This window comes from Longispora fulva (genome assembly GCF_015751905.1).
In the GTDB taxonomy this organism is placed as follows: Bacteria; Actinomycetota; Actinomycetes; order Mycobacteriales; family Micromonosporaceae; genus Longispora; species Longispora fulva.
The window spans coordinates 4,911,353-4,930,507 of the sequence record NZ_JADOUF010000001.1 but is presented as its reverse complement, the minus strand read 5'-3'; the positions used below and the strand labels follow the sequence as shown (position 1 = coordinate 4,930,507).

Annotated in this window: 22 protein-coding genes; 9 read left to right on the top strand and 13 right to left on the bottom strand. The window is 71.3% G+C overall.

Annotation, left to right across the window (positions count from 1 at the left end; genetic code table 11):
- The first annotated feature begins 140 nt into the window (after window positions 1-140).
- Window positions 141-686, top strand: a complete 546-nt coding sequence (locus tag IW245_RS22020; protein ID WP_197005067.1) for a GNAT family N-acetyltransferase — start codon at window positions 141-143, stop codon at window positions 684-686.
- Between the two features lie 75 nt (window positions 687-761).
- Here the strand turns inward: IW245_RS22020 and IW245_RS22015 are convergent, their stop codons facing one another.
- Window positions 762-1,448: a winged helix-turn-helix transcriptional regulator gene (locus IW245_RS22015; protein WP_197005066.1), complete on the bottom strand. Its 687-nt coding sequence runs from the start codon at window positions 1,446-1,448 to the stop codon at window positions 762-764.
- Between the two features lie 136 nt (window positions 1,449-1,584).
- Here IW245_RS22015 and IW245_RS22010 point away from each other — a divergent pair, with 136 nt between their 5' ends.
- Window positions 1,585-1,830 (top strand): hypothetical protein, encoded by a 246-nt coding sequence (locus tag IW245_RS22010; RefSeq protein ID WP_197005065.1) that lies wholly within the window; start codon window positions 1,585-1,587, stop codon window positions 1,828-1,830.
- Here IW245_RS22010 and IW245_RS22005 read toward each other — a convergent pair.
- On the bottom strand, window positions 1,827-2,336 hold the full coding sequence (locus tag IW245_RS22005; RefSeq protein WP_197005064.1) for a hypothetical protein: 510 nt from the start codon (window positions 2,334-2,336) through the stop codon (window positions 1,827-1,829). The genes IW245_RS22010 and IW245_RS22005 overlap by 4 nt on opposite strands.
- A gap of 171 nt (window positions 2,337-2,507) precedes the next feature.
- On the opposite strand from IW245_RS22005, the gene IW245_RS22000 reads away from it, so the two are divergent.
- The gene (locus IW245_RS22000; protein ID WP_197005063.1) at window positions 2,508-4,658 is read left to right on the top strand and encodes a discoidin domain-containing protein; all 2,151 of its coding nucleotides are present in this window, start codon (window positions 2,508-2,510) and stop codon (window positions 4,656-4,658) included.
- Between the two features lie 70 nt (window positions 4,659-4,728).
- On the opposite strand, the gene IW245_RS21995 is transcribed toward IW245_RS22000, so the two are convergent.
- Both IW245_RS21995 and IW245_RS21990 read right to left on the bottom strand, forming a co-directional pair.
- Window positions 4,729-5,418, bottom strand: a complete 690-nt coding sequence (locus IW245_RS21995) for an HAD family hydrolase (protein WP_197005062.1) — start codon at window positions 5,416-5,418, stop codon at window positions 4,729-4,731.
- Window positions 5,415-6,290, bottom strand: coding sequence for a LysR family transcriptional regulator (locus IW245_RS21990; protein ID WP_197005061.1), 876 nt, complete (start codon window positions 6,288-6,290; stop codon window positions 5,415-5,417). Before IW245_RS21990 ends, IW245_RS21995 begins: the two co-directional genes overlap by 4 nt.
- Before the next feature lie 83 nt (window positions 6,291-6,373).
- Here IW245_RS21990 and IW245_RS21985 point away from each other — a divergent pair, with 83 nt between their 5' ends.
- Entirely contained in the window at window positions 6,374-7,225 is an 852-nt protein-coding gene (locus tag IW245_RS21985) for an EamA family transporter (RefSeq protein WP_231398891.1), read from the top strand.
- On the opposite strand, the gene IW245_RS21980 is transcribed toward IW245_RS21985, so the two are convergent.
- Window positions 7,219-7,704, bottom strand: a complete 486-nt coding sequence (locus tag IW245_RS21980) for an isochorismatase family protein (RefSeq protein ID WP_197005059.1) — start codon at window positions 7,702-7,704, stop codon at window positions 7,219-7,221. The two genes, IW245_RS21985 and IW245_RS21980, sit on opposite strands and share 7 nt — an antisense overlap.
- Before the next feature lie 23 nt (window positions 7,705-7,727).
- Between IW245_RS21980 and IW245_RS21975 the strand changes: the two genes are divergently transcribed.
- The 5 genes from IW245_RS21975 to IW245_RS21955 all read left to right on the top strand — a co-directional run bounded on the left by IW245_RS21975 (window position 7,728) and on the right by IW245_RS21955 (window position 11,321).
- On the top strand, window positions 7,728-8,255 hold the full coding sequence (locus tag IW245_RS21975) for a DUF1697 domain-containing protein (protein WP_197005058.1): 528 nt from the start codon (window positions 7,728-7,730) through the stop codon (window positions 8,253-8,255).
- Window positions 8,252-8,635 (top strand): SRPBCC family protein, encoded by a 384-nt coding sequence (locus IW245_RS21970; RefSeq protein ID WP_197005057.1) that lies wholly within the window; start codon window positions 8,252-8,254, stop codon window positions 8,633-8,635. The genes IW245_RS21975 and IW245_RS21970 overlap by 4 nt, the downstream gene beginning before the upstream one ends.
- A gap of 350 nt (window positions 8,636-8,985) precedes the next feature.
- A complete protein-coding gene (locus tag IW245_RS21965) occupies window positions 8,986-9,201 on the top strand; it encodes a hypothetical protein (RefSeq protein ID WP_197005056.1) in 216 nt (71 codons plus the stop codon).
- A gap of 52 nt (window positions 9,202-9,253) precedes the next feature.
- Window positions 9,254-9,853 carry a histone H1-like repetitive region-containing protein gene (locus IW245_RS21960; RefSeq protein ID WP_197005055.1) on the top strand — a complete coding sequence of 200 codons (600 nt, stop codon included), beginning with the start codon at window positions 9,254-9,256 and terminating at the stop codon, window positions 9,851-9,853.
- An 85-nt stretch (window positions 9,854-9,938) separates the two neighbouring features.
- Window positions 9,939-11,321, top strand: coding sequence for an RNB domain-containing ribonuclease (locus tag IW245_RS21955; protein ID WP_197005054.1), 1,383 nt, complete (start codon window positions 9,939-9,941; stop codon window positions 11,319-11,321).
- A gap of 64 nt (window positions 11,322-11,385) precedes the next feature.
- On the opposite strand, the gene IW245_RS21950 is transcribed toward IW245_RS21955, so the two are convergent.
- The 8 genes from IW245_RS21950 to IW245_RS21915 all read right to left on the bottom strand — a co-directional run bounded on the left by IW245_RS21950 (window position 11,386) and on the right by IW245_RS21915 (window position 19,151).
- Window positions 11,386-12,063, bottom strand: coding sequence for a GNAT family N-acetyltransferase (locus IW245_RS21950; protein ID WP_197005053.1), 678 nt, complete (start codon window positions 12,061-12,063; stop codon window positions 11,386-11,388).
- Between the two features lie 43 nt (window positions 12,064-12,106).
- A complete protein-coding gene (locus IW245_RS21945; protein WP_197005052.1) occupies window positions 12,107-12,814 on the bottom strand; it encodes a helical backbone metal receptor in 708 nt (235 codons plus the stop codon).
- Window positions 12,807-13,460: an NADPH-dependent F420 reductase gene (npdG, locus tag IW245_RS21940; RefSeq protein WP_197005051.1), complete on the bottom strand. Its 654-nt coding sequence runs from the start codon at window positions 13,458-13,460 to the stop codon at window positions 12,807-12,809. The genes IW245_RS21945 and npdG overlap by 8 nt, the downstream gene beginning before the upstream one ends.
- 26 nt (window positions 13,461-13,486) lie before the next feature.
- On the bottom strand, window positions 13,487-14,911 hold the full coding sequence (locus IW245_RS21935; protein ID WP_197005050.1) for an FAD-binding oxidoreductase: 1,425 nt from the start codon (window positions 14,909-14,911) through the stop codon (window positions 13,487-13,489).
- 155 nt (window positions 14,912-15,066) lie between these two features.
- A complete protein-coding gene (gene panB / locus IW245_RS21930; RefSeq protein ID WP_197005049.1) occupies window positions 15,067-15,885 on the bottom strand; it encodes a 3-methyl-2-oxobutanoate hydroxymethyltransferase in 819 nt (272 codons plus the stop codon).
- A 113-nt stretch (window positions 15,886-15,998) separates the two neighbouring features.
- Window positions 15,999-16,901, bottom strand: a complete 903-nt coding sequence (locus IW245_RS21925) for a hypothetical protein (RefSeq protein WP_197005048.1) — start codon at window positions 16,899-16,901, stop codon at window positions 15,999-16,001.
- Complete coding sequence (locus IW245_RS21920) at window positions 16,898-17,401, bottom strand: RNA polymerase sigma factor (protein ID WP_197005047.1); 504 nt, start codon at window positions 17,399-17,401, stop codon at window positions 16,898-16,900. Before IW245_RS21920 ends, IW245_RS21925 begins: the two co-directional genes overlap by 4 nt.
- Before the next feature lie 31 nt (window positions 17,402-17,432).
- On the bottom strand, window positions 17,433-19,151 hold the full coding sequence (locus IW245_RS21915; protein ID WP_197005046.1) for an NAD+ synthase: 1,719 nt from the start codon (window positions 19,149-19,151) through the stop codon (window positions 17,433-17,435).
- Between the last annotated feature and the right edge of the window lie 4 nt (window positions 19,152-19,155).

Below are 19,155 nucleotides of genomic sequence, written 5' to 3'. Positions count from 1 at the left end.
GTGAGGGCTCGCGTCCCAAGGACCACCGGGTGGCTGTGGTTCATGTCTGACGGACGCGTGCGCCGCGTGACCAGCGCCGAAGAGCCGTCCTGATCCTTTTCGCCTAGCCGATTGATGATCACCGACGTAGAGTCCGGGGCGTGCAACTCCGCTACCGGCGCTTCGTGCCCACCGAGGTCGACGCTCTGGTCGACTTCCTGACCGGGGAGACCTGGCCCTTCCACGTCCAGCCCGTGGTCGACGGGGACGCCGTCCGCCGGCGCGCGTCCGAGGGCTACTACGACAACGACGAGGCCCGGACGTTCTGGATCGTCGAGGGCGACGACACCGTCGGGCTGGTCCGGCTGATGGACTTGACCGATGACACGCCACTGTTCGATCTGCGGATCCGGGCCGCGTACCGGGGCCGGGGGATCGGTGGTCTGGCGGTGGTCTGGCTGACCGGCTACGTGTTCGACGAGTTCCCGCACGTGCACCGGATCGAGGGCACCACCCGGCGGGACAACAGCGCGATGCGCCGGGTGTTCCCCCGCTGCGGCTACGTCAAGGAGGCGCATTACCGCGACGCCTGGCCGGGGGCGGACGGCATCCTGCACGATTCGATCGGTTACGCGATCCTGCGCCGGGACTGGGTATCCGGCACGGTGACCGTCCCGGACTGGCACGACGAACCGACCGTCGGCTGACGCCGCAGGACCGGATCGGCCCCGCTGACCCCGCAAGGCCCGGCCGTCGGACCGCTGACGCCGCGGGTCGCGGGGCTACGCCGCGAGCCTGGGGCGGCTGGCCGGGTGGTCGACGGTGGCGAACAGCGGGTGCAGCCCGAACCAGCGCGGGAAGGAGCGGACCAGAGTCCGCTGGCCCTCGAGTTCGACGGCGTGGGTGCCGAGCGCCGCGGCCAGCCCCAGATCCCCCACCCACACGGCGGTCAGCGTCTTCGGATCGCTGCGGACCGTGATGTCGACGCCGAACCCTGGGTCGCTCAGGCACAGGTCGGCCTCGGGGAGCACGAGCCAGAAGTAGCGCAGCTTCTCCGGGGCCCCGAGGAAGTTGAAGTGCACCACGGTGCGGCCGGCGGGCAGCAGGTCGCACTTGACGGTGGTGCGGATCCACCACATGAGGAGCCCGGTGTCGGGGGTCTCCTCGAAGATCGGGCGGCGCAGCCAGCGTTCGCTCCAGATGCCGATCTGGGCGATGACCGGCCCGAGTTCCTGGCCGGCGGGGGTCAGGTGGTATTCGCGCTGCCGGTGCTCCACGATCCCGGCCCGTTCCAGTTGGCGTAGGCGTTTGCTGAGCAGCGAGGAGGACATCAGCGGCACTCCGCGCTGGATGTCGTTGAATCGGCAGCTACCCGTGAGCGCCAGCTCGCGGATCACGAGTGGCGTCCAGCGTTCGGTGAGCACCTCTGCCGCCTGAGCGATCGGGCAGAACTGACCGTAGCCCGGCATGGGTGAATTCTACCGCCGCCCACTGCAGATCCTGCAGTTGATCGGCAGTTCGGGCGGTGGTGAAGTGACCTTGACGGCAACCACTCGGCAGCGGGCCGAGGCCAGGGAAAGCCGAGGCGAGGGAAAGGAGACGGCGATGTACGTCTTCACGATTCATTCGGTGTCCGACCCGAAGGCCTTCTGGGGCGGAAAGTTGGACCTGCCGGCGGGTACCGCGCTGCCGATCGTCGCGCCGAGCGCCGACGGCACCCGGGGGGTGTGCGTGTTCACCTCCGATTCCGTCGACACGGTGCGGGGCGTCGTCGAGGCGGCGACGTCGACGATCAGCCGCAACGAGTACTACGCGATCGACGAGGCCAGCGCGATGGGGCTGCCCGTTTAGCAGCGGACGCTCGACTGCGCCGCTGGCGAGGGCGGCAGGGTGCCCGGTGCAACGCCGAACACGAGGTAGGCGGTGTGATCCGGGTACCCGTCCAGGGTCAGGTCGATCCTGTCGCGCGCGATGGCCGTCTGCCGCGCGTCACCGGTGGTCGCGAACCCGCGTGGCTGCCAGCCGGGCGGGACGGGCAGGGTGTAGGGCCGGGCGCACGAGTCGGTCGCAGGCTTCAGGGTTCTGCCGGCGCCTTTTCCCCACCACACGGCGACCACGATCACGTCGCTCTCAGGTGTGGTCATCGCCAGGCCGCCCATCGTCTGGTACCTGGTGGCGAAGCTCTGCCACTCGGGGGAGTTTGTCCGGTAGGCGGTGATGGTGGTGTTGACGGCGGCGAGCCCGCGCGGCGGGTCGGGCCGCAGGGTGGTCCCCGCGAAGATCGCTGCGATGACCACCACCGCGAGTCCACAGGCGACGAAGCCCATGGTCCAGCCGTTCGTGAGTCGTTCCCGCATCCGAGCCGTCCTCTCGTCCGGGCCACACTGTAGTGGGGGCGGGAAAGGCGGGCTTTCCGGTGGGCGGTGGGGGCGCTTGACTCTCCACAGAGGCCTTCCTATGTTCCATCTTGTTGGTCAATGAGGTTTCCTGTTCGTTTCAGGATTCCGGACCCGGATGGAGAGGTAGCCATGCGCCTGTTCCGCGGCAGCGGCCTGATCGCCGTCCTCGCAGCCCTGCTCCTCGTCGCCTTCGGCACACCACCCGCTCAGGCGGAGGTGGAGCACCCCCGGCAGGCGTACCTGCGGGACGCGACCGGCGGGCTGTTCCTGCACTGGGGGATGCGCACCTCCCCGGGCTACACCAGCTGCTCGGCCTGGGAGAACGCCGTCACCTCCGGCGGCTGGACCCCGGGCTACTGGGTGAGTGAGGCGAAGAAGCTGCACACCCAGTACCTGGTGCTGGCGACGTTCCACAGCCGGCTCGGGTACGCCCGGCCCTGGCCGTCGGCCATCCCGGGGAGTTGCAGCACGAAGCGGGACTTCCTCGGCGAGCTGATCACGGCCGCGAACGCCGGCGGGCTCAAGGTCGTGCTCTACATGACCGACGATCCGCAGTGGCACGACGAGGGCGGCCACGAGTGGCTGGACTCCAGCGCCTACTCGGCCTACAAGGGGCACAACGTCGACCTCACCCAACGCGACGGGTTCGGCGAGTTCAGCCAGGACAACTTCGTCGAGGTGATGCAGAAGTACCCGAATCTGTCGGGGTTCTGGATCGACAACGACAACGCCTACTGGGAGAGCCACGGGCTGTACCAGAAGATCCGCACCGACCGGCCGAGCTTCACGTTGAGCAACAACAACGAGGACACGCCGATCATGGACATGATCAGCAACGAGCAGAAGACGGGCATGACCCCGGCCTACGACTACCCGCAGGCCGTCTACACCGCCGCCCCGCGCCTGATCGAGGCCGACTTCAAGCTCCCGTCGACCGGCGCGTGGTGGTACGGCGGCACCGACTCGACCGTCGACTACCAGCTCACCCTCGGCCGGCTGGTCACGAACACCGGCTCGTCGATCAAGTCCCTGATGGCCGAGACCGCGATGGTCAACGGGAAGTTCCCCGGCAACCAGGTCACGTTCAACAACTTCGCCAACACCTATCTCAACCAGATCTGGGAGTCGATCGGCGGCACCGAGGGCGGCGGCTACGGGTTCGGCGGCCTGCAACCGGGCTTCTGGAACGACGGCGCGCACGGGGTGACCACGGTCAGCAGAACCAATCCGGACCTGCACTACATCCACGTGCTGACCAGGCCGTCGACGGCGACGCTGACGGTGCGCGACAACGGGTACAAGGTCACCAGGGTGTCGAACCTGCGCACCGGGGCGGCGGTCGCGTTCACCCAGAGCGGCGGGAGTCTGCGGCTGTCGGGGCTGGGCGGCTGGGACCCGTACGACACCGTGTTCAAGGTCGAGACCGCCGGGCGGCAGGGGATCTCCCCGGCCTCGCTGACCGCCAGCGCGTCGGTGACCGGGCATGGCGCCGCCGCTGCCGGGGACGGCGACTACCGCACCTACTGGGACAGCGACCAGACCACCCCGGTGTCGCTGAACTTCGACCTCGGGAGCCCGAAGCGCGTGCAGTACCTGGGGATCAACCAGCGCGAGGACTCCGTCAGCTACGCCCGCTCCGGCACCGAACAGTCCGCCCGGATCAAGGACTTCAAGGTGTACGTCTCCGCCGACGGCACGAACTGGGGCACCCCGGTGAGGACCGGCACCCTGCCGAGCCGCCGGGGCGTGCAGTTCATCGACCTGCCGGCGACCACGGCCCGGCACGTCCGCCTCGAAGTCGTGAACACGCACGCGGCCTCCACCGACACCACCCGCTACAAGCGGCTGCGGATCGACGAGGCGTGGGTGGGCTCGGACTACCCGGGTGCAGCGTCGCAGCGCTACGAGGCCGAGAACGCTCTGGTCACCCAGGGCGCGGTGGAGGCCAACCACGCGGGGTACTCCGGCACCGGGTTCGTCAACTACGACAACGTGGTCGGCAGCGCAGTGACGTTCACGGTCAACGCTGCGGCGGCCGGGCCGGCGACCCTCACGTTGCGGTACGCCAACGGCACCGCCGTCAACCGGCCGATGGACATTCGGGTGAACGGGACGGTGGTCTCGGCCGGGCGGCTGTTCGGGCCGACCACCAACTGGGACACCTGGGCCGGCACGTCGCTGACGGTGACCCTGGCCGCCGGGGCCAATACCGTCGAGGCGGTGGCCACGACCGCCAACGGGGGACCCAACCTGGACTACGCGGACGTGGATCCGGCCTGAGCCTCCGGGAGGTCGTCGCCCTTCGGGGGCGGAGGGCGACGACCTCCCGGATCAACCGCTGGAAACCGGATCAGGTGCCACTCGTAACCGTCTGATGGTCGTGATCCGGTAGCAGGAGCGCCGTGATCGCCGCGATCGACGCCCCCGGCAGGTGCCAGGTCGGCGCGAGGCCGTCGGGCAGCGTGGGCCCGACGAACACCGACCGGCCCACGGCGCGCAGCATCGGCACGTCGCCCACGCTGTCGCCGACCGCCACCACATCGGCCATCGCGACGCCCAGGCCGGCGGCGTGCTTGGCCAGCAGCACCGGCTTCGTCCACGGGAACACGTGCCGGAAGCCGCGCCCGTGCGGCCGGGTGCCGATGAAGTCGTCGACCCCGAAGCGTTCGGCGAACCACGACACGGTCAGCGTGAAGGTCAAGGACACGATCACGACGGGTACGCCCGCCGCGCGCAACGCCCCCAGCCCCTCGAACACGCCCGGGGCGAGCGGGATGTCCGCGAGCGGGCCGGTGATCCGGTCCGGGGCCAGGCCGGTGAGGATCGGCCACACGCCGGTGCGCGCCGCACGGATCTCCGCCTCGGTCCGCGACGTCTCCCAGACGGCCATCCGCTCGGCGAACCCGTTGGCGGCGGCGATGCTCTCCAGACAGCTCGGGCCCCGGGTGAGCGTGCCATCCAGATCGAACGCGACAAGCCCCGGCCTCACGGGCCGGCCGCCGCCGGCAGGGCCGGTGCCGGCCGGTGCGAGCGGCCTCACGGGTTCCGCCGCGAGTACTCGGTCACCAGGCGGGTCAGCAGCGCCGCCGCCGGCCAGGCCTGCCGCCCCGGCCGCGTGATCGCGTACATCCGGCGCTGCGCGTCCACGCCCGGGATCGCGGTCAGCTCCACCTCGGGGCGCGGCGCGAGGAAGTCGGGGACCAGTGCCACGCCCAGCCCGGCGGCCACGATGTCCATCACCAGGTCCAGGCTGTCGGCGCGGTGCGTGATCCGGGGCGCGAAACCGGCCAGCGCGCAGCACCGCTCCGCCAGCGCCGTGTCGTCGTCGCTGCGCGAGTTGACCACCCAGGGCTCACCGGCGAGGTCCGCCAGCCGGGTCGGCGCCGCGCCGGCCGGCACGGCGAGCACCATCGGCGTCGAGCAGACGTACCGCGCCGCCTCGACCTCGGCGAAGTTGGGCACCAGGTTGTAGTCGTACACGAAGCCCAGGTCGATCTCGTCGTCGGCGAGCAGCGCCGCCACCTCCGGGGGTTCGCGCTCCTGCAACTCGACCCGCAGATCCGGATGACTGCCCGCGAGCGGGCGCACCACGGGCAGTACGAACGCCGACAACGCGCTCGTGTACGCCGCGACCCGCAGCACCCCGCTGGGCGGCCCGTCCGGCCCGAGGGCGGCGTGCGCGGCGTCGATCGCGGCGAGAATGCCCTCCGCGTGCTCCACGAGCCGCCGACCGGCGGGGGTGAACCGCACCGTCCGCCCGGTACGTTCGAGCAGGATCGCGCCGACCTCACGCTCCAGGGTCGCCAGGTGCATGGAGACGGTCGACGTGCCGTAGCCGGTGGCCTCGGCGACCGCCCGCATCGTGCCCCTGCGGTGCAGCTCCACGAGGACCTGGAGTCGATGGGTGTCCATGCCCACCATTGTCCATGATTTCCGCACGGTTAGTCCATGATCTTGCGATAGACATGGACGATCTGGTCGGGTGCGATGGGGACATGACCTCCGCTACCGCCACGGCCGCCCGGGGCCCCGCCGTCGGCTTCGCCCTCGCCTCGATGGCGATCATCCAGGTCGGCGCGGCCGTGTCCACGTCGCTGTTCGCCACCATCGGACCGGCCGGCACCTCGTGGCTGCGCCTGGCCTGGGCGGCCGTCGTGTTCGTCGCCATCGCCCGGCCGAAGGTGTGGCGGATGCGCGCCGCCGACCTCGGCACGGCCGTCGTCCTCGGCCTGGTCAGCGCCGGCACCACGCTGCTGTTCTTCGAGGCCGTCGCCCGGCTGCCGCTGGCCACCGCCGTCGCCGTGGAGTTCCTCGGCCCGCTCGCCGTCGGCCTGCTCCGCCCGGGCGGCCGGGCCTGGCCGGTACTCGCGTTCGGCGGCGTCCTGCTCGTCACCCAACCGTGGCGGGGCACCGCCGACCTGGTCGGGATCGGGTTCGCGCTCGGGGCAGCGGCGTGCTGGGGCGCGTACATCCTGCTCACCCAGCGGGTCGCCGACGCGTTCGGCGGCATCGAGGGCCTGGCGGTGTCCATGCCGGCCGCCGCGGTGTTCGCCGCGTTCTTCGGCGCGCCGGCCGCGTGGCCGCACCTCGACCTGAAACTGCTCCTCACCGGCCTGGTTCTGGCGCTGCTGCTGCCGGTGCTGCCGTACACGCTGGAACTGCTCGCGCTGCGCCGGCTGACCACGTCGGCGTTCGGCACGCTGATGAGCCTGGAGCCGGCGTTCGCGCTCGTGGTGGGGGCCGCGGTGCTGCACCAGATCCCGGGCCTCGTCCAGGGGGCCGGGATCGCGCTGGTCACCGCCGCGTCGCTCGGGGCGGCCCGCTCGGGAGCCCGGGAAGGTCAGTAGTCCGCGGACCTCGTGACCTTGCCGAACCGGGGGAAGATCCGCCCCACCGTGAGGTCGTGCTCCTCGGCCGCGAACCCCGACATGGCGTCCTCGACGAACTCCACCTCGTACCCCGCGTCGCAGGCCGCCCGCGCCGTGGACTCCACGCCCATCGTGGTGACCAGGCCGCCGAGCACCACAGTGTCGACGCCGCGCGCCCGGAGGTCGGCGTCGAGGGTCGTACCGAAGAACGCTCCGATCGTGTTCTTCACGATCAGCACGTCACCCGGCTGGACCAGGCCGTCGGCGAACCCGCTGCCGGGCGGCTGTTCGTCGACGTTCGGCCGGTCGACCCGGACCAGGAACACCGGCCGGCCCTGCGCGCGGAACGTCTCCGCCAGCCGCAGACACCGTTCGAGAACCTCGTCGCCGGTGTGCGGGGCGAAGGGCAACGCGACGATGCGCGGCATGAGGTCGATGAGGACGAGACCCGTTGTCATAGCCGAAGGGTAGCGTGATCGACATGAGGCGGATCTTGTTGCTCCGGGCGGTCAACGTCGGCGGGGCCAACCGACTTCCGATGGCCTGGCTGAAGGCGGCCCTGACGGATCTGGGCTGCACGGAGGTCGTCACCCTGCTGCAGAGCGGCAACGCCGTGGTCTCGGGCGTGGGCCCCGGCATCGCGGGGGTCCTCGAACGCCGGATCACCGCCGACCTGGGGCTCAACGTCAGCGTGCTGACCCGCAGCCACGACGAGCTGGCCGGCCTCGTGGCCCGCAACCCGTGGCCGGACAGGGTCGCCGACCCGAAGTCCGTGCACGTCGACTTCCTGTCGGCCGCCCCCACGAAGGCGAAACTGGCCACGCTCGACCCGGCCCCGTTCGCGCCCGACGAGTGCGTGGTCGACGGTACCGAGGCCTTCCTGTGGTACGCGAACGGATCCGGCCGCTCCAAGCTCACCAACGACCTCCTGGAACGCCGCCTCGGCGTCGTCGGCACCGCGCGGAACTGGAACACTGTCACCAAACTTCTCACCCTGGCGGGCGCATGAGCGAGCTACGCACCGGAGTCGACCTGCCCGGAGTGCCGGCCGAGCGCGCGATCGCCGCGTTCACTGACCCCGACGTGCTGCGCGCCTGGTGGGGCGGCGAGCTGTTCATGGCCGACGGCATGTACGTCGTGAACTTCGAACACCTCGGCCGGGTGCTCACCGGCCGGGTCCTGGCGCACGATCCGGCCGCCCATCTCGCCTTCTCCTGGCAGTGGGACGGGGAAGGCAAGGCATTCCGGGTGGACGTGCGCGCCGACGGCGGGCGCCTGGAGCTCACGCACGGGCCGTACACGCCCGCCGACGCCGACGAGCGCACCGCGCACATCGCCGGCTGGGCGTTCTTCCTGCCCCGCCTGGCGAAGACGCTGCTCACCCCTTAACGGACGGTGACGGGGCCCCCGGTGGTGGCGCCCGCGCCCTACCCTGAACGCCATGGGATCCCTTCAGCCATGGCACCTCGCGGTCATCCTGTGCCCGATCGTGGTCGTCGTCGCGGCCGTGATCGGCGTCGTCTCGGCCGTCTCCCGGGGCAAAAAGCGCCCCTGACCCCAAATTTTTTTGGTACCGCGCGCGCACACCGATCGACAGGTGTGCGCGCGACTTTTTCCTTGGCATACAAGGGTTTTCGGCTAAGGAGTTGTCGGGCTGCCCCGCTGCTCCACATAGCAGTTCGTAGGCGTATTTACACGAATTCGTCACATGTGCCGATTCGTGAGTGCACTCTTATCACATGACTAGCGGTGTCTCAGCGAGCGGCGAACCGGCCCAGTACTACTGGTGCCTGCTGCACAAGCGCGTGGAGACCGAAGGCGACGCGTGCGCGGGGCAGTACCGCCTCGGCCCGTACGCGACCGCGCAGGACGCGAGCCGCGCCGTACAGATGGTGGCGGAACGCGAGGCGCGACTGGATGCCGAAGACGCCCGCTGGAAAGGAGAAAAGGCCTGATCCGGGTGCGAACTTTGCATACATATCAGTGCTAGTTCTCGAGGAGGTAACCATGGCCACGACGGCTAAGAAGGCTCCGGCGAAGAAGGTCGCGAAGAAGACGACCGCGGTGAAGGCCGCGGCCAAGAAGACCGCGACGAAGGCTGTGAAGAAGACGGTGGCGAAGAAGACGGCCCCCGCGACGAAGGCCGCGGCGAAGAAGGCTCCGGCCAAGAAGGTCGCCACCAAGAAGGCCGCGGTGAAGAAGGCCGCCGCCAAGAAGACGACCACGGCCGCGAAGAAGGCTCCCGCGAAGAAGGTCGTGGCCAAGAAGACGGTCGCGAAGAAGACGGTGGCCAAGAAGACGGTGGCCAAGAAGGCCCCGGCGAAGAAGGCCGCGACCAAGAGCACGGCGAAGGCCGCCGTGAAGAAGGTCGCCGCCAAGAAGGCCAGCACCGTCCGCAAGGCGACGACGACGGCCGCGAAGAAGACGACGGCGAAGAAGGCCCCGGCCAAGAAGGTCGCCGCCAAGAAGGCGACCAAGACCGCGCCGACGAAGACCACGGCCGCCAAGAAGGCCCCGGCGAAGAAGGCCACGGTCAAGAAGGCGGTCAAGAAGGCCGCCGCGAAAAAGACAACAGCCCGCAAATCCACTGGTACGACCAAGAAGTAGTGCAACTCGCTAGGCGGGGTCCGTGGCCGGGCCCCGCCTCAGCGCGTCCGGCCGAAAAGTCACCTGGACCTGGTAGAAAGACCGCGTGACCCGGATCTCGAGTGCCCCCAGGATCGACTTCTCAGACCTGCGCCGCGAGCTGGAACTGCCCGGCGAATACCCACCAGCGGCCGTCGCCGAGGCCGAGGCCGGCCCGCACGCCGAGCCCCGGGCCGACCGCACCGACCTCGCCTTCGTCACCATCGACCCGCCGACCTCGATGGACCTCGACCAGGCCATGCTCCTCACCCGCCAGGGCGACGGCTTCCGGGTGTACTACGCGATCGCCGACGTCGCCGCGTTCGTGGCCCCCGGCGGCGCCCTCGACGCCGAAACCTGGCTGCGCGGCCAGACCGTCTACCTGCCCGACGGCAAGGTCCCCCTGCACCCCAAGGTGATGTCCGAGGGCAAGGCCAGCCTGCTGCCCGACCAGGACACCCCGGCCGTGCTGTGGACGATCGACCTGGCCCCCGACGGCGCGACCACCCACGTCGAGGTCGAGCGGGCCCTGGTCCGCAGCCGGGCCAAACTGAACTACGAGATGGACCCGGCGACCCTGCCCGAGTCGATCGCCCTGCTGCCCGTGATCGGCCCGCTGCTCGTCGCGCGCGGCCTCGCCCGGGGCGCGATCAACCTGCCGATCCCCGAGCAGGAGATCTCCCCAGACGGCGACGGCTGGCGGCTGGAGCTGCGCCGGCAGACGCCGCTGGAGGAGTACAACGCGCAGATCTCGCTGCTCACCGGGGCCGCGGCCGGCGCGATGATGCTCGCCGGCAAGGTCGGGCTGCTGCGCACCATGCCGCCGCCGGACCCGCAGTCCGTGGCCCGGCTCAAGACGTGCGCGAAGGCCCTGGGCATCGCGTGGCCGGCCGACGCGAAGGTCGGCGAGGTGATCGCCACCGTGTCGCCGAGCGAGCCGCGCGGGGCCGCGTTCCTGGACGCCGCTGCCGAGCTGATGCGCGGCGCCGGCTACACCCCGTTCGACGGGGAGGTGCCGGCCCAGCCGCTGCACGCCGGCATGGCCACGGCGTACGCGCACGTCACGGCCCCGCTGCGCCGCCTCGCCGACCGGTACGCGACGGAGGTCTGCCTCGCCCTGCACGCCGGCCGGCCGGTGCCCGACTGGGCGCGCCAGGCGCTACCGAAGCTGCCCGACGTGATGTCCAGGACCGACCGCCGGGCGAATGCCGCCGAGCGCGGGGCCGTCGACCTGGTCGAGTCGGTGCTGCTCGCCGACCGGGTGGGCGAACGGTTCGAGGCGGCGGTGCTCGACCTCGACGACCGGCACGGAGTGAAGGGCGGCGTGGTCGCCGTCGACGAGCCGGCCGTGATCGCCCGGTGCGAGGGCACCATGCCGTTGGGGGAGCGGATCCAGGTCACCCTGGCCGAGGCCGACCCGAAGAAGCGCCGGGTGCTGTTCCGGGCCTAGCCGGCCGGCCCGACTCGCCGACAGAACCGGGTCGGGCCCCACCGTAACCGCATGATCCGCGGTTCTACAGCCGCACGTAGACGTTGAGGCCGTAGGGGGTGTAGCCCAGGCGGCGGGCGATCGCCATCGACGGCACGTTGGCCACCAGGGCCCGCAAACGGGCGATGCCGTGCAGGCGCAGGGCGTGCGCGCTGGCCGCCGCCGCCGTCCGGGTCGCCAGGCCCCGCCGGCGCGCCTCCGGACGGGTGAGCAGACCGACGTCGGTGGGCTGCCCGTTCCAGTTGGTCAGGTTCGCCGCCGCCAGCAGCACGCCGCCGTCAAACGCGCCGAACAGCGCGCCGGGCTCATCGGCGAAGCCGCCCTCCTCCCAGTCCGCCTCGGGGCACGCGGAGCGCAGCTCGGCGAGCGCCAGGTGGTCGCCGGGGTTGAGCCGGCGGATCCCGGAGTGGTCGGGCAGCTGGTCGGTGCCGGTCAGGTAGTGGTGCTGGCTGGGCCCGAGGACCGCGCCGTCCGGGAAGGCCTCCGACCAGAACTCCGCCGTCAGCAGGGTCTCCGGCGCGATCTCGTGCACGGCGAGGACGGCGTCGGTGAGCAGATCCGTGGGGACCGTGACCCGGACGCATCCCGGGGTGCCGAGAACGTAGACGCCGTGTCCACCCCGGCTGTCGGCCACGAGATGCACGCCCGGGGTGGTGTCCCGGCCGAGAGCCCGATTCCAGTACTCCTCAACGACATTCAGCACCACGGGAGCGTGACATCGGTAACACGAAAGGGCAATGACCCATTCAGCTCAGTTGGTCCGTCAAAAAGGTTGGCGCATCGGTCAGAGAGGGGCCGTACCAGGTCAGGTGACGGCCCGACACAAACGCGCTGCGAAACTCTCCAAACGCCTCCGGACCGTCGCCGGGATGGAACGCGTATGGCTCGTCGGGAAAGACAATGATGTCCGGTTCCAGGTCGATCGTTTCTTTCACCGACTTTTTCGGGTACCGCCCGGAATGGACCGTCGAGTAACCCAGCCGGCGCAGCACGTCGGCGGCGAACGTGTCGTCGCCGAGCCACATCCACGGCCTCCGCCAGATCGGCACCGCGACTTTACGCGTCACCGCCGGAGTGAACTCCCACGCCGCCCGCGCCTTTCGCAGCCATTGCGGATCGGGGCTGTCGAGCAGTACGCAGATGTCCCGCAGTTCGTCGAGGGCTTCGGCGACCGTGCGCGGATAGGTGACGTGCACCCGGAGCCCGGCGGCGCGCAAGGCCTCGACGTCCTCCTCCCGGTTCTCCTCCCGGTTGGCGAGCACCAGATCGGGGCGCAGCGCGATCACCTTCGCCACGTCCGGCCATTTGGTGCCGCCGACCCGGGCGACGTCGAGGTCGGCGGGATGGGTGCACCAGTCGGTCGCGCCGACCAGAGTTCCCGGGGCGGTGGCCGCCACGGCCTCGGTCAACGACGGGACCAGCGACACGACCCGGAACCCGCCCCGATCAGACATCGGTGACGCGCACCCCGGCGTGTGCCTTGTACCGCTTGTTGATCGCGATCAGGTTCGCCGTCAGCGCCTCCACCTGGTGCGCGTTGCGCAGCCGGCCGGCCCAGATCCCGCGCATCCCGGGAATCCGCGCCGCGAGGGCCTGCACGACGGCCGCGGCCTCCCGGTCATCGCCGAGCACCAGCACGTCGATGTCGAGGCTGGCCACCTCGGGGTCGAGCAGCAGCGGCGCGCTGACATGGTGGAACGCCGCGGTCACCCGGGACTCGGGCAGCAACGCCGCCGCCTGCTGGGCCGCACTGCCCTCCTCGACCGCCAGCGCGTACGGACCCTGCTTGTCGAAACCCAGCGGGTTCACGCAGTCCACCACGATCTTCCCGACGAGCTCCGCGCGCAGTTCAGCGAGCAGTTCGGCGTGCCCGGCCCAGGGCACCGCGACGATGACGACGTCGGCGGCCGCCGCGACCGAGGCGTTGTCGCCACCCTCGGCGCCGACCTCAGCCCCTGCGGCCCGGCCGCGCTCGGCGGTGCGGGAGCCGATCAGCACCCGCTGGCCGGCCTTGACCAGGCGGAGGGCGAGGCCCCTGCCCTGATCGCCGGTACCGCCGAGGATGGCGACGGTCAGTGCGGAAACGTCAGGCAGGTCCATGCGCGCCATCCTACCCACGGGTAGGGTCACGGCGCCCCGGGCGCGATGTTCTGGTTGACCCGGAAGAAGTTCGTCGGGTCGTAACGGGCCTTCACCGCCGCGAGCCGGGCCAGCTTCCCCGGGCCGTACGCCGCCCGGACCCGCTCCTCGCCCTCGGACCCGAGGAAGTTGACGTACACGCCCCCGGTGGCGTGCGGAGCCATCGCCGACCACAGCTCACGTGCCCACTCGATGTGCGGGTCGGGATCCTCACCGGGCTGCCAGACGGCGTTGACGTTCAACGCGTGCTCCGCCGTGCGGTCCTCGAACGCGGCGTCGGCCGGGTCGGGCCGGGCCACCGCGCCACCGAGGTGGAAGAGAATCGTGTAGCAGGACGCGCAGGGCAACCGCCAGGCCCACTCGACGAGGGTCGCGATCGCGGCGTCGGTCAGGGGCGGCAGGTAGTGCGACTTCCAGTGGTAGCCGAGGCCGGCCGGCACGGACCTGTCGAACAGGGACTGGTGGACGGCGAACGTGGTCGGCCCGACCAGGTCCACGAGCGGCGGACCGGCGAGCGCGCGCATCGGCGCGACCACCCGTTCGCCGGCGGCGGGCGGGCCGGCGTAGAGGACGGGGACGCCCACGACCGGCCGGCCGTGCACCGACGCGGGCAGATACGGCGCCACCGGGGCGATCCGCAGCGACAGCCCGGTGCACAGCTCGTCGGGAGCGTCGGTGAGGTGGTCCCGGTAGGCGCGCAGCACCTGTTCGGCCCGCTCCGCCGGGTACAGCACGAGGCCGGCCAGGACCTGCGGCCCCAGCGGGTGCGCGTCGAACTCGAACGAGGTGACCACCCCGAAGTTCCCGCCCCCGCCCCGCAGCGCCCAGAACAGCTCGTCATGGTCGGCCCGGCTCGCCGTCACGGCCTGCCCGTCCGCCGTGACCACATCGGCGGACCGCAGGTTGTCGCAGGTCAGGCCCCACTTCCGCATCAGCCAGCCGATCCCGCCGCCGAGGGTGAGCCCGGCGACCCCGGTCTCGGTGACGATCCCCGCCGGGCAGGCGAGCCCGAACGCCTGCGTCTCGCGGTCGAGCGCGCCGATCAGCACGCCGGCCTGCACCCGGGCCAGCCGGGCGACCGGGTCGACCCGCACGCCGCGCAGCGCGGACAGGTCCAGAACGACGCCGCCCTCGCACAGCGCGTTGCCGGCCACGTTGTGCCCGCCGCCGCGGATCGCCGTGAGAATGCCGTGTTCGCGGGCCGCCCGCACGGTCGCGAGGACGTCGGCGGTGCCGGAGCAGCGCGCGATCAGCCCCGGCCGGCGGGTGATCGCGCCGTTCCAGATGAGCCGGGCCTGTTCGTACCCGTCGTCGCCGGGTTCGAACAGCTCACCGGCGAACGAGCGGCGCAGGGCCGCGACGAACGCCGGCGTCACGGGGCTGAGCGTGGCGCTGGGCAGGATTGTCGTCATCTCCGGCCTCCCGTCTCCAGGTTCCCACCGAGCGCGCCGGCAGACCTCCCATTCCGGGTACCCGGGTTCCGCGGACGGCGAACGGCGGCGACAGCTCCGAGGGAGTGTCGCCGCCGCGTGTCGGGGCAGGTGTCGCAGTAACCGGGAAAAGGGGTTTAGAAGGTGTGCTCGATGGTGGGGAACTGGCCGCCGCGGACCTCCTCGGCGTAGGTCTTCGCCGCGTTCTCCAGCACGCTGGCCATGTCCGCGTACCGCTTCACGAACCGCGGCATCGGGCCCGACCGCAGCCCCACCATGTCCTGCCAGACCAGCACCTGCGCGTCGCAGTCCGCGCCCGCGCCGATCCCGACCGTGGGGATGTGCAGCTCCTTGGTCACCCGGGCCGCCACGTCGCCGGGCACCATCTCCATCACGACGGCGAACGCTCCGGCCTCCTGGACCGCGTACGCGTCGGCGAGGATGTCCGCGCCCGCCTCGCCGCGGCCCTGGACCCGGTAGCCGCCCATGGTGTGTTCGCTCTGCGGGGTGAAGCCGATGTGCGCCATGACGGGGATGCCCGCGTCGACCAGGGCCCGGATCTGCCCGGCGCGCTTGCGGCCGCCCTCGAGCTTCACGGCGTGCGCCTCGGCCTCCTTCATGAACCGCACGGAGGTGTTGAAGGCCTGCTCGGCGTTCAGCTCATACGAGCCGAAGGGCAGGTCTGCCACGACGAGGGCGCGCTGGGTGGCCTTCACGACGGCCCGGGTCAGCGGGATCAGCTCGTCGACCGTCACCGGCAGGGTGGTCGAGTGGCCGAAGACGTTGTTGGAGGCGGAGTCGCCCACGAGCAGGACCGGGATGCCGGCCGCGTCGAAGATCCCCGCCGTGTACTGGTCGTAGCTGGTGAGCATCGCCCACCGCTCGCCGTTGTCCTTGGCGAGCTGGAGATCGCGGGTGCGTACGCGCTTGGTGGCCGGGCCGCCGTACAAAGACATGTCGTCTCCTTGTCCCTCGAGGCCCTCGCGGGTCCCCGGGTGTGAGAGGTTCTACGCCCGATCGTCCCACCCGACCCGGCCGTTCCGGCAGGGTCGGGTGGACAATCTCACAGCTAGCCCAAGGTGTCCGTGCGGCTACGTTCCGAGTATGTCGCGTAGGCCACCTTCGTCGGGTCGGCCGGGTCCGGCTCCAGGCGGGCCAGCAGCTCACCGGTCCGCTTGTCGAAGATCAGCGTCGCCTGGCAGGTGAGGAACGCCGGCCGGCAGTCCAACCCGGCGGGCAGCGGCGTGGACGGGTTCCTGCCGAGCTGCGGGGCGTAGGCCGTCACGGCGATCCCGGTCCGACCGGCGGAGTCCTTCATCTCGCCCACGCAGTGCACGCCCGGGGTGTCGGCGAGGTTGCGCAGCACGACCGCGCGCTCGGGGCGGGTGAGGTATTCGCCCGCCCGGCCCAGGTTGCCGATGGCGTCCAGCGCCGTCGCGCTCTTCGCGCTCAGGGTCCTGAGCCGGGTCGCCTGGTCGGGCATGCCGCCCGTGGCGGCCGGCATATCCAAGCGGGCGCCGTCGATGGTCACCAGGCCCGAGCCGTCAGCGGCCATCCACGTCTCCTGCTCGGAGGCCTTCCACGCCGGGCCGCCGTACTGGGAGATCCGCACGTGCGTGTAGCGGCCGGTCTGGCCGTCGGCCGGCGCGTCGCCCATCGCCGTAGCCAGCGCGGCCAGGCAGACCGCGCCCGGCTGGGAACCGCCGGCCCCGGGACGGGCGGCCGGGGTGCCGCCGCCCAGCTGGCTGACGACGGCCACCGCGCCGGCGACCGCCAGGACGGCGGCGAACGTGCCCGCCAGGGCGAACCGGGGGGCGCGCCGAGGTCGGACGACCGGCTGCCGGCCGTCGGGAGTGATGTCGTGCGCGGCGTCGAGGTGCAGCCCCGTGGGGTCGCCGGGACCCACCGGGGTGCTCAGGGCCGGGTCGGCCGGGCCGAGGAGGCCCCGGACTCGTTGGACGTCTCTGTTCACAGCAGTGCTCCCCTTCGCGTGGATGTCGCGGGAACGGCACGCTCCATGGCGGCGGTCAGCCGTCTGCGGGCCCGGTGCAGCCGCACGGCGCACACCGTCCGGCCGCAGCCCAGCACCGCGGCTGCCTCGCTGACCGACAACTGCTCCCAGCCGACCAGGCGCAGCAGCTCCTGGTCGTCCTCGGACAGCGTGGCCAGCGCCGCGCGCACGTCGAGCAGCTCGTCGACCCCGCCGGCCGGGGCCGCCGAGTCGGTCAGCTCCACGAACGCCGGGCGGGTCCGCCGCCACTCGTTGGCGAGCAGGCGGCGGGCCACCCCGTACAGCCACGGCAGTTCCCGGCCGGGGATGTCGGCCCGGCGTCGCCAGGCGGTCAGGAAGACCTCCTGGGCCAGCTCCTCGGCCGCGGATGGTGAGCCGAGTCGGCGCACCGCGTACCGGGCCACTGCCGGGTAGTGCTCGGTGTACATGGCCCGGAACCAGGGCTCGTCGCGTTCCCTCATACCCCTGTATGTGTCGCCGGGGAGCCGGTGATTACACGCCCTCGCGGAACCGGTTGGTCATCGGCAGCCGGCGGTCCCGGCCGAACGCCTTGATCGAGATCTTCGTGCCGGGCGCGGACTGCCGCCGCTTGTACTCGGCGATGTCCACCATCCGCAGCACCCGGTCCACCAGCGCGGGGTCGTGCCCGGCGGCCTTCAGCGCCGCGCTGCCCATGTCCAGGTCGATGTAGCCGTGCAGGAGCGGGTCGAGTTCCTCGTACGGCGGCAGGGAGTCCGTGTCGAGCTGGTCGGGCCGCAACTCGGCGCTCGGCGGCTTGGAGATGGAGTTCTCCGGTATCAGCGGCGAGACGGTGTTGCGCCACCGGGCCAGCTTCCAGACCAGGGTCTTCGGCACGTCCTTGAGCGGGTTGAACCCGCCGGCCATGTCGCCGTACAGCGTGGCGTAGCCGACGGCGAGTTCGCTCTTGTTGCCGGTGGACAGCACCAGGTGGCCGTGCTGGTTGGACAGGCTCATCGAGACCATGCCCCGGATCCTGGCCTGGAGATTCTCCGCCGCCAGCCCGTTGAGGTTCATGTTGGCCATGAACGCGTCGAACATGGGCCCGATCGGCTGCACGGTGAAGTGCAGGCCACCGAGCTTGGCCGACTCCTGCGCGTCGTCGAGGGAGTGCTCGCTGGAGTAGCCGCTGGGCATCGCGACGCCGTGCACGTTGTCCCCGCCCAGCGCGTCGACCGCGATCGCGGCGACCACGGCCGAGTCGATCCCGCCGGACAGCCCGAGGATCACCGAGCGGAAACCATTTTTGCGTACGTAGTCCCGCAACCCCGTCACCAGCGCCCCCCACACCTCGGCCTCGTCGCCCAGCCGGGGCTCGATCCGGGGCGCGACGGCCGCGCCCGGCAGCTCGGGCAGCGCCGGCAGCGCGGTGCGGGCGACCAGCATCTCGCCGAAGTCGCCAGTGTCGTCGGAGGTCGCCGCCGGCAGGTGCAGGTCCACGACCTGCAGCTCCTCGGTGAACTGCCCGCCACGGGCCAGCAGCTCGCCGTCGGCGGAGACCACTATCGAGTCGCCGTCGAACACCAGCTCGTCCTGGCCGCCGACCAGGTTCACGTACGCGACCGCGGCATTCGCCTCCCGCGCCCTACGGGCCACCAGCGGCAGCCGGACGTCGTCCTTGTTCAGCTCGTACGGCGAGGCGTTGATGTTCACCACCAGGCCCACCTCCGCCCGGCCGGCCACCGCGAACGGGCCGCCCGGCTGCCAGATGTCCTCGCACACGGTCATCGCGACGTCCACCCCGTTGATCCGCACCACGGTGAGGGTGTCGCCGGGCACGAAGTACCGGTCCTCGTCGAACACGCCGTAGTTCGGCAGGTGGTGCTTGAAGTAGCGGGCGGCGACCCTCCCGCCGTGCAGCAGCGCGAGCGCGTCGCGGGGGCCCCGGTCGCGGGCGGCGTCCGAACCCGTCCGGGCCGGGCCGTCCGCGTCGAGATAACCGACGATGACCGCCAGGTCCGGCGGTACCTCGGAAGCCAGCTGGTCCACGGCGGCGCGGGACGCGGCGACGAAGCTCTCCCGGAAAGTGAGGTCCTCCACCGGATATCCCGTCAGCGTCATCTCGGGGAACGCCACGATCTGCGCCCCCGCGTCGAGCGCGCGCCGGCACCAGTCGCGGACCAGCGCGGCGTTGCCGGAGACATCCCCGACAGTGGTGTTCACCTGGGCGAGAGCGAGGCGCAGTGTCGGCATGGCT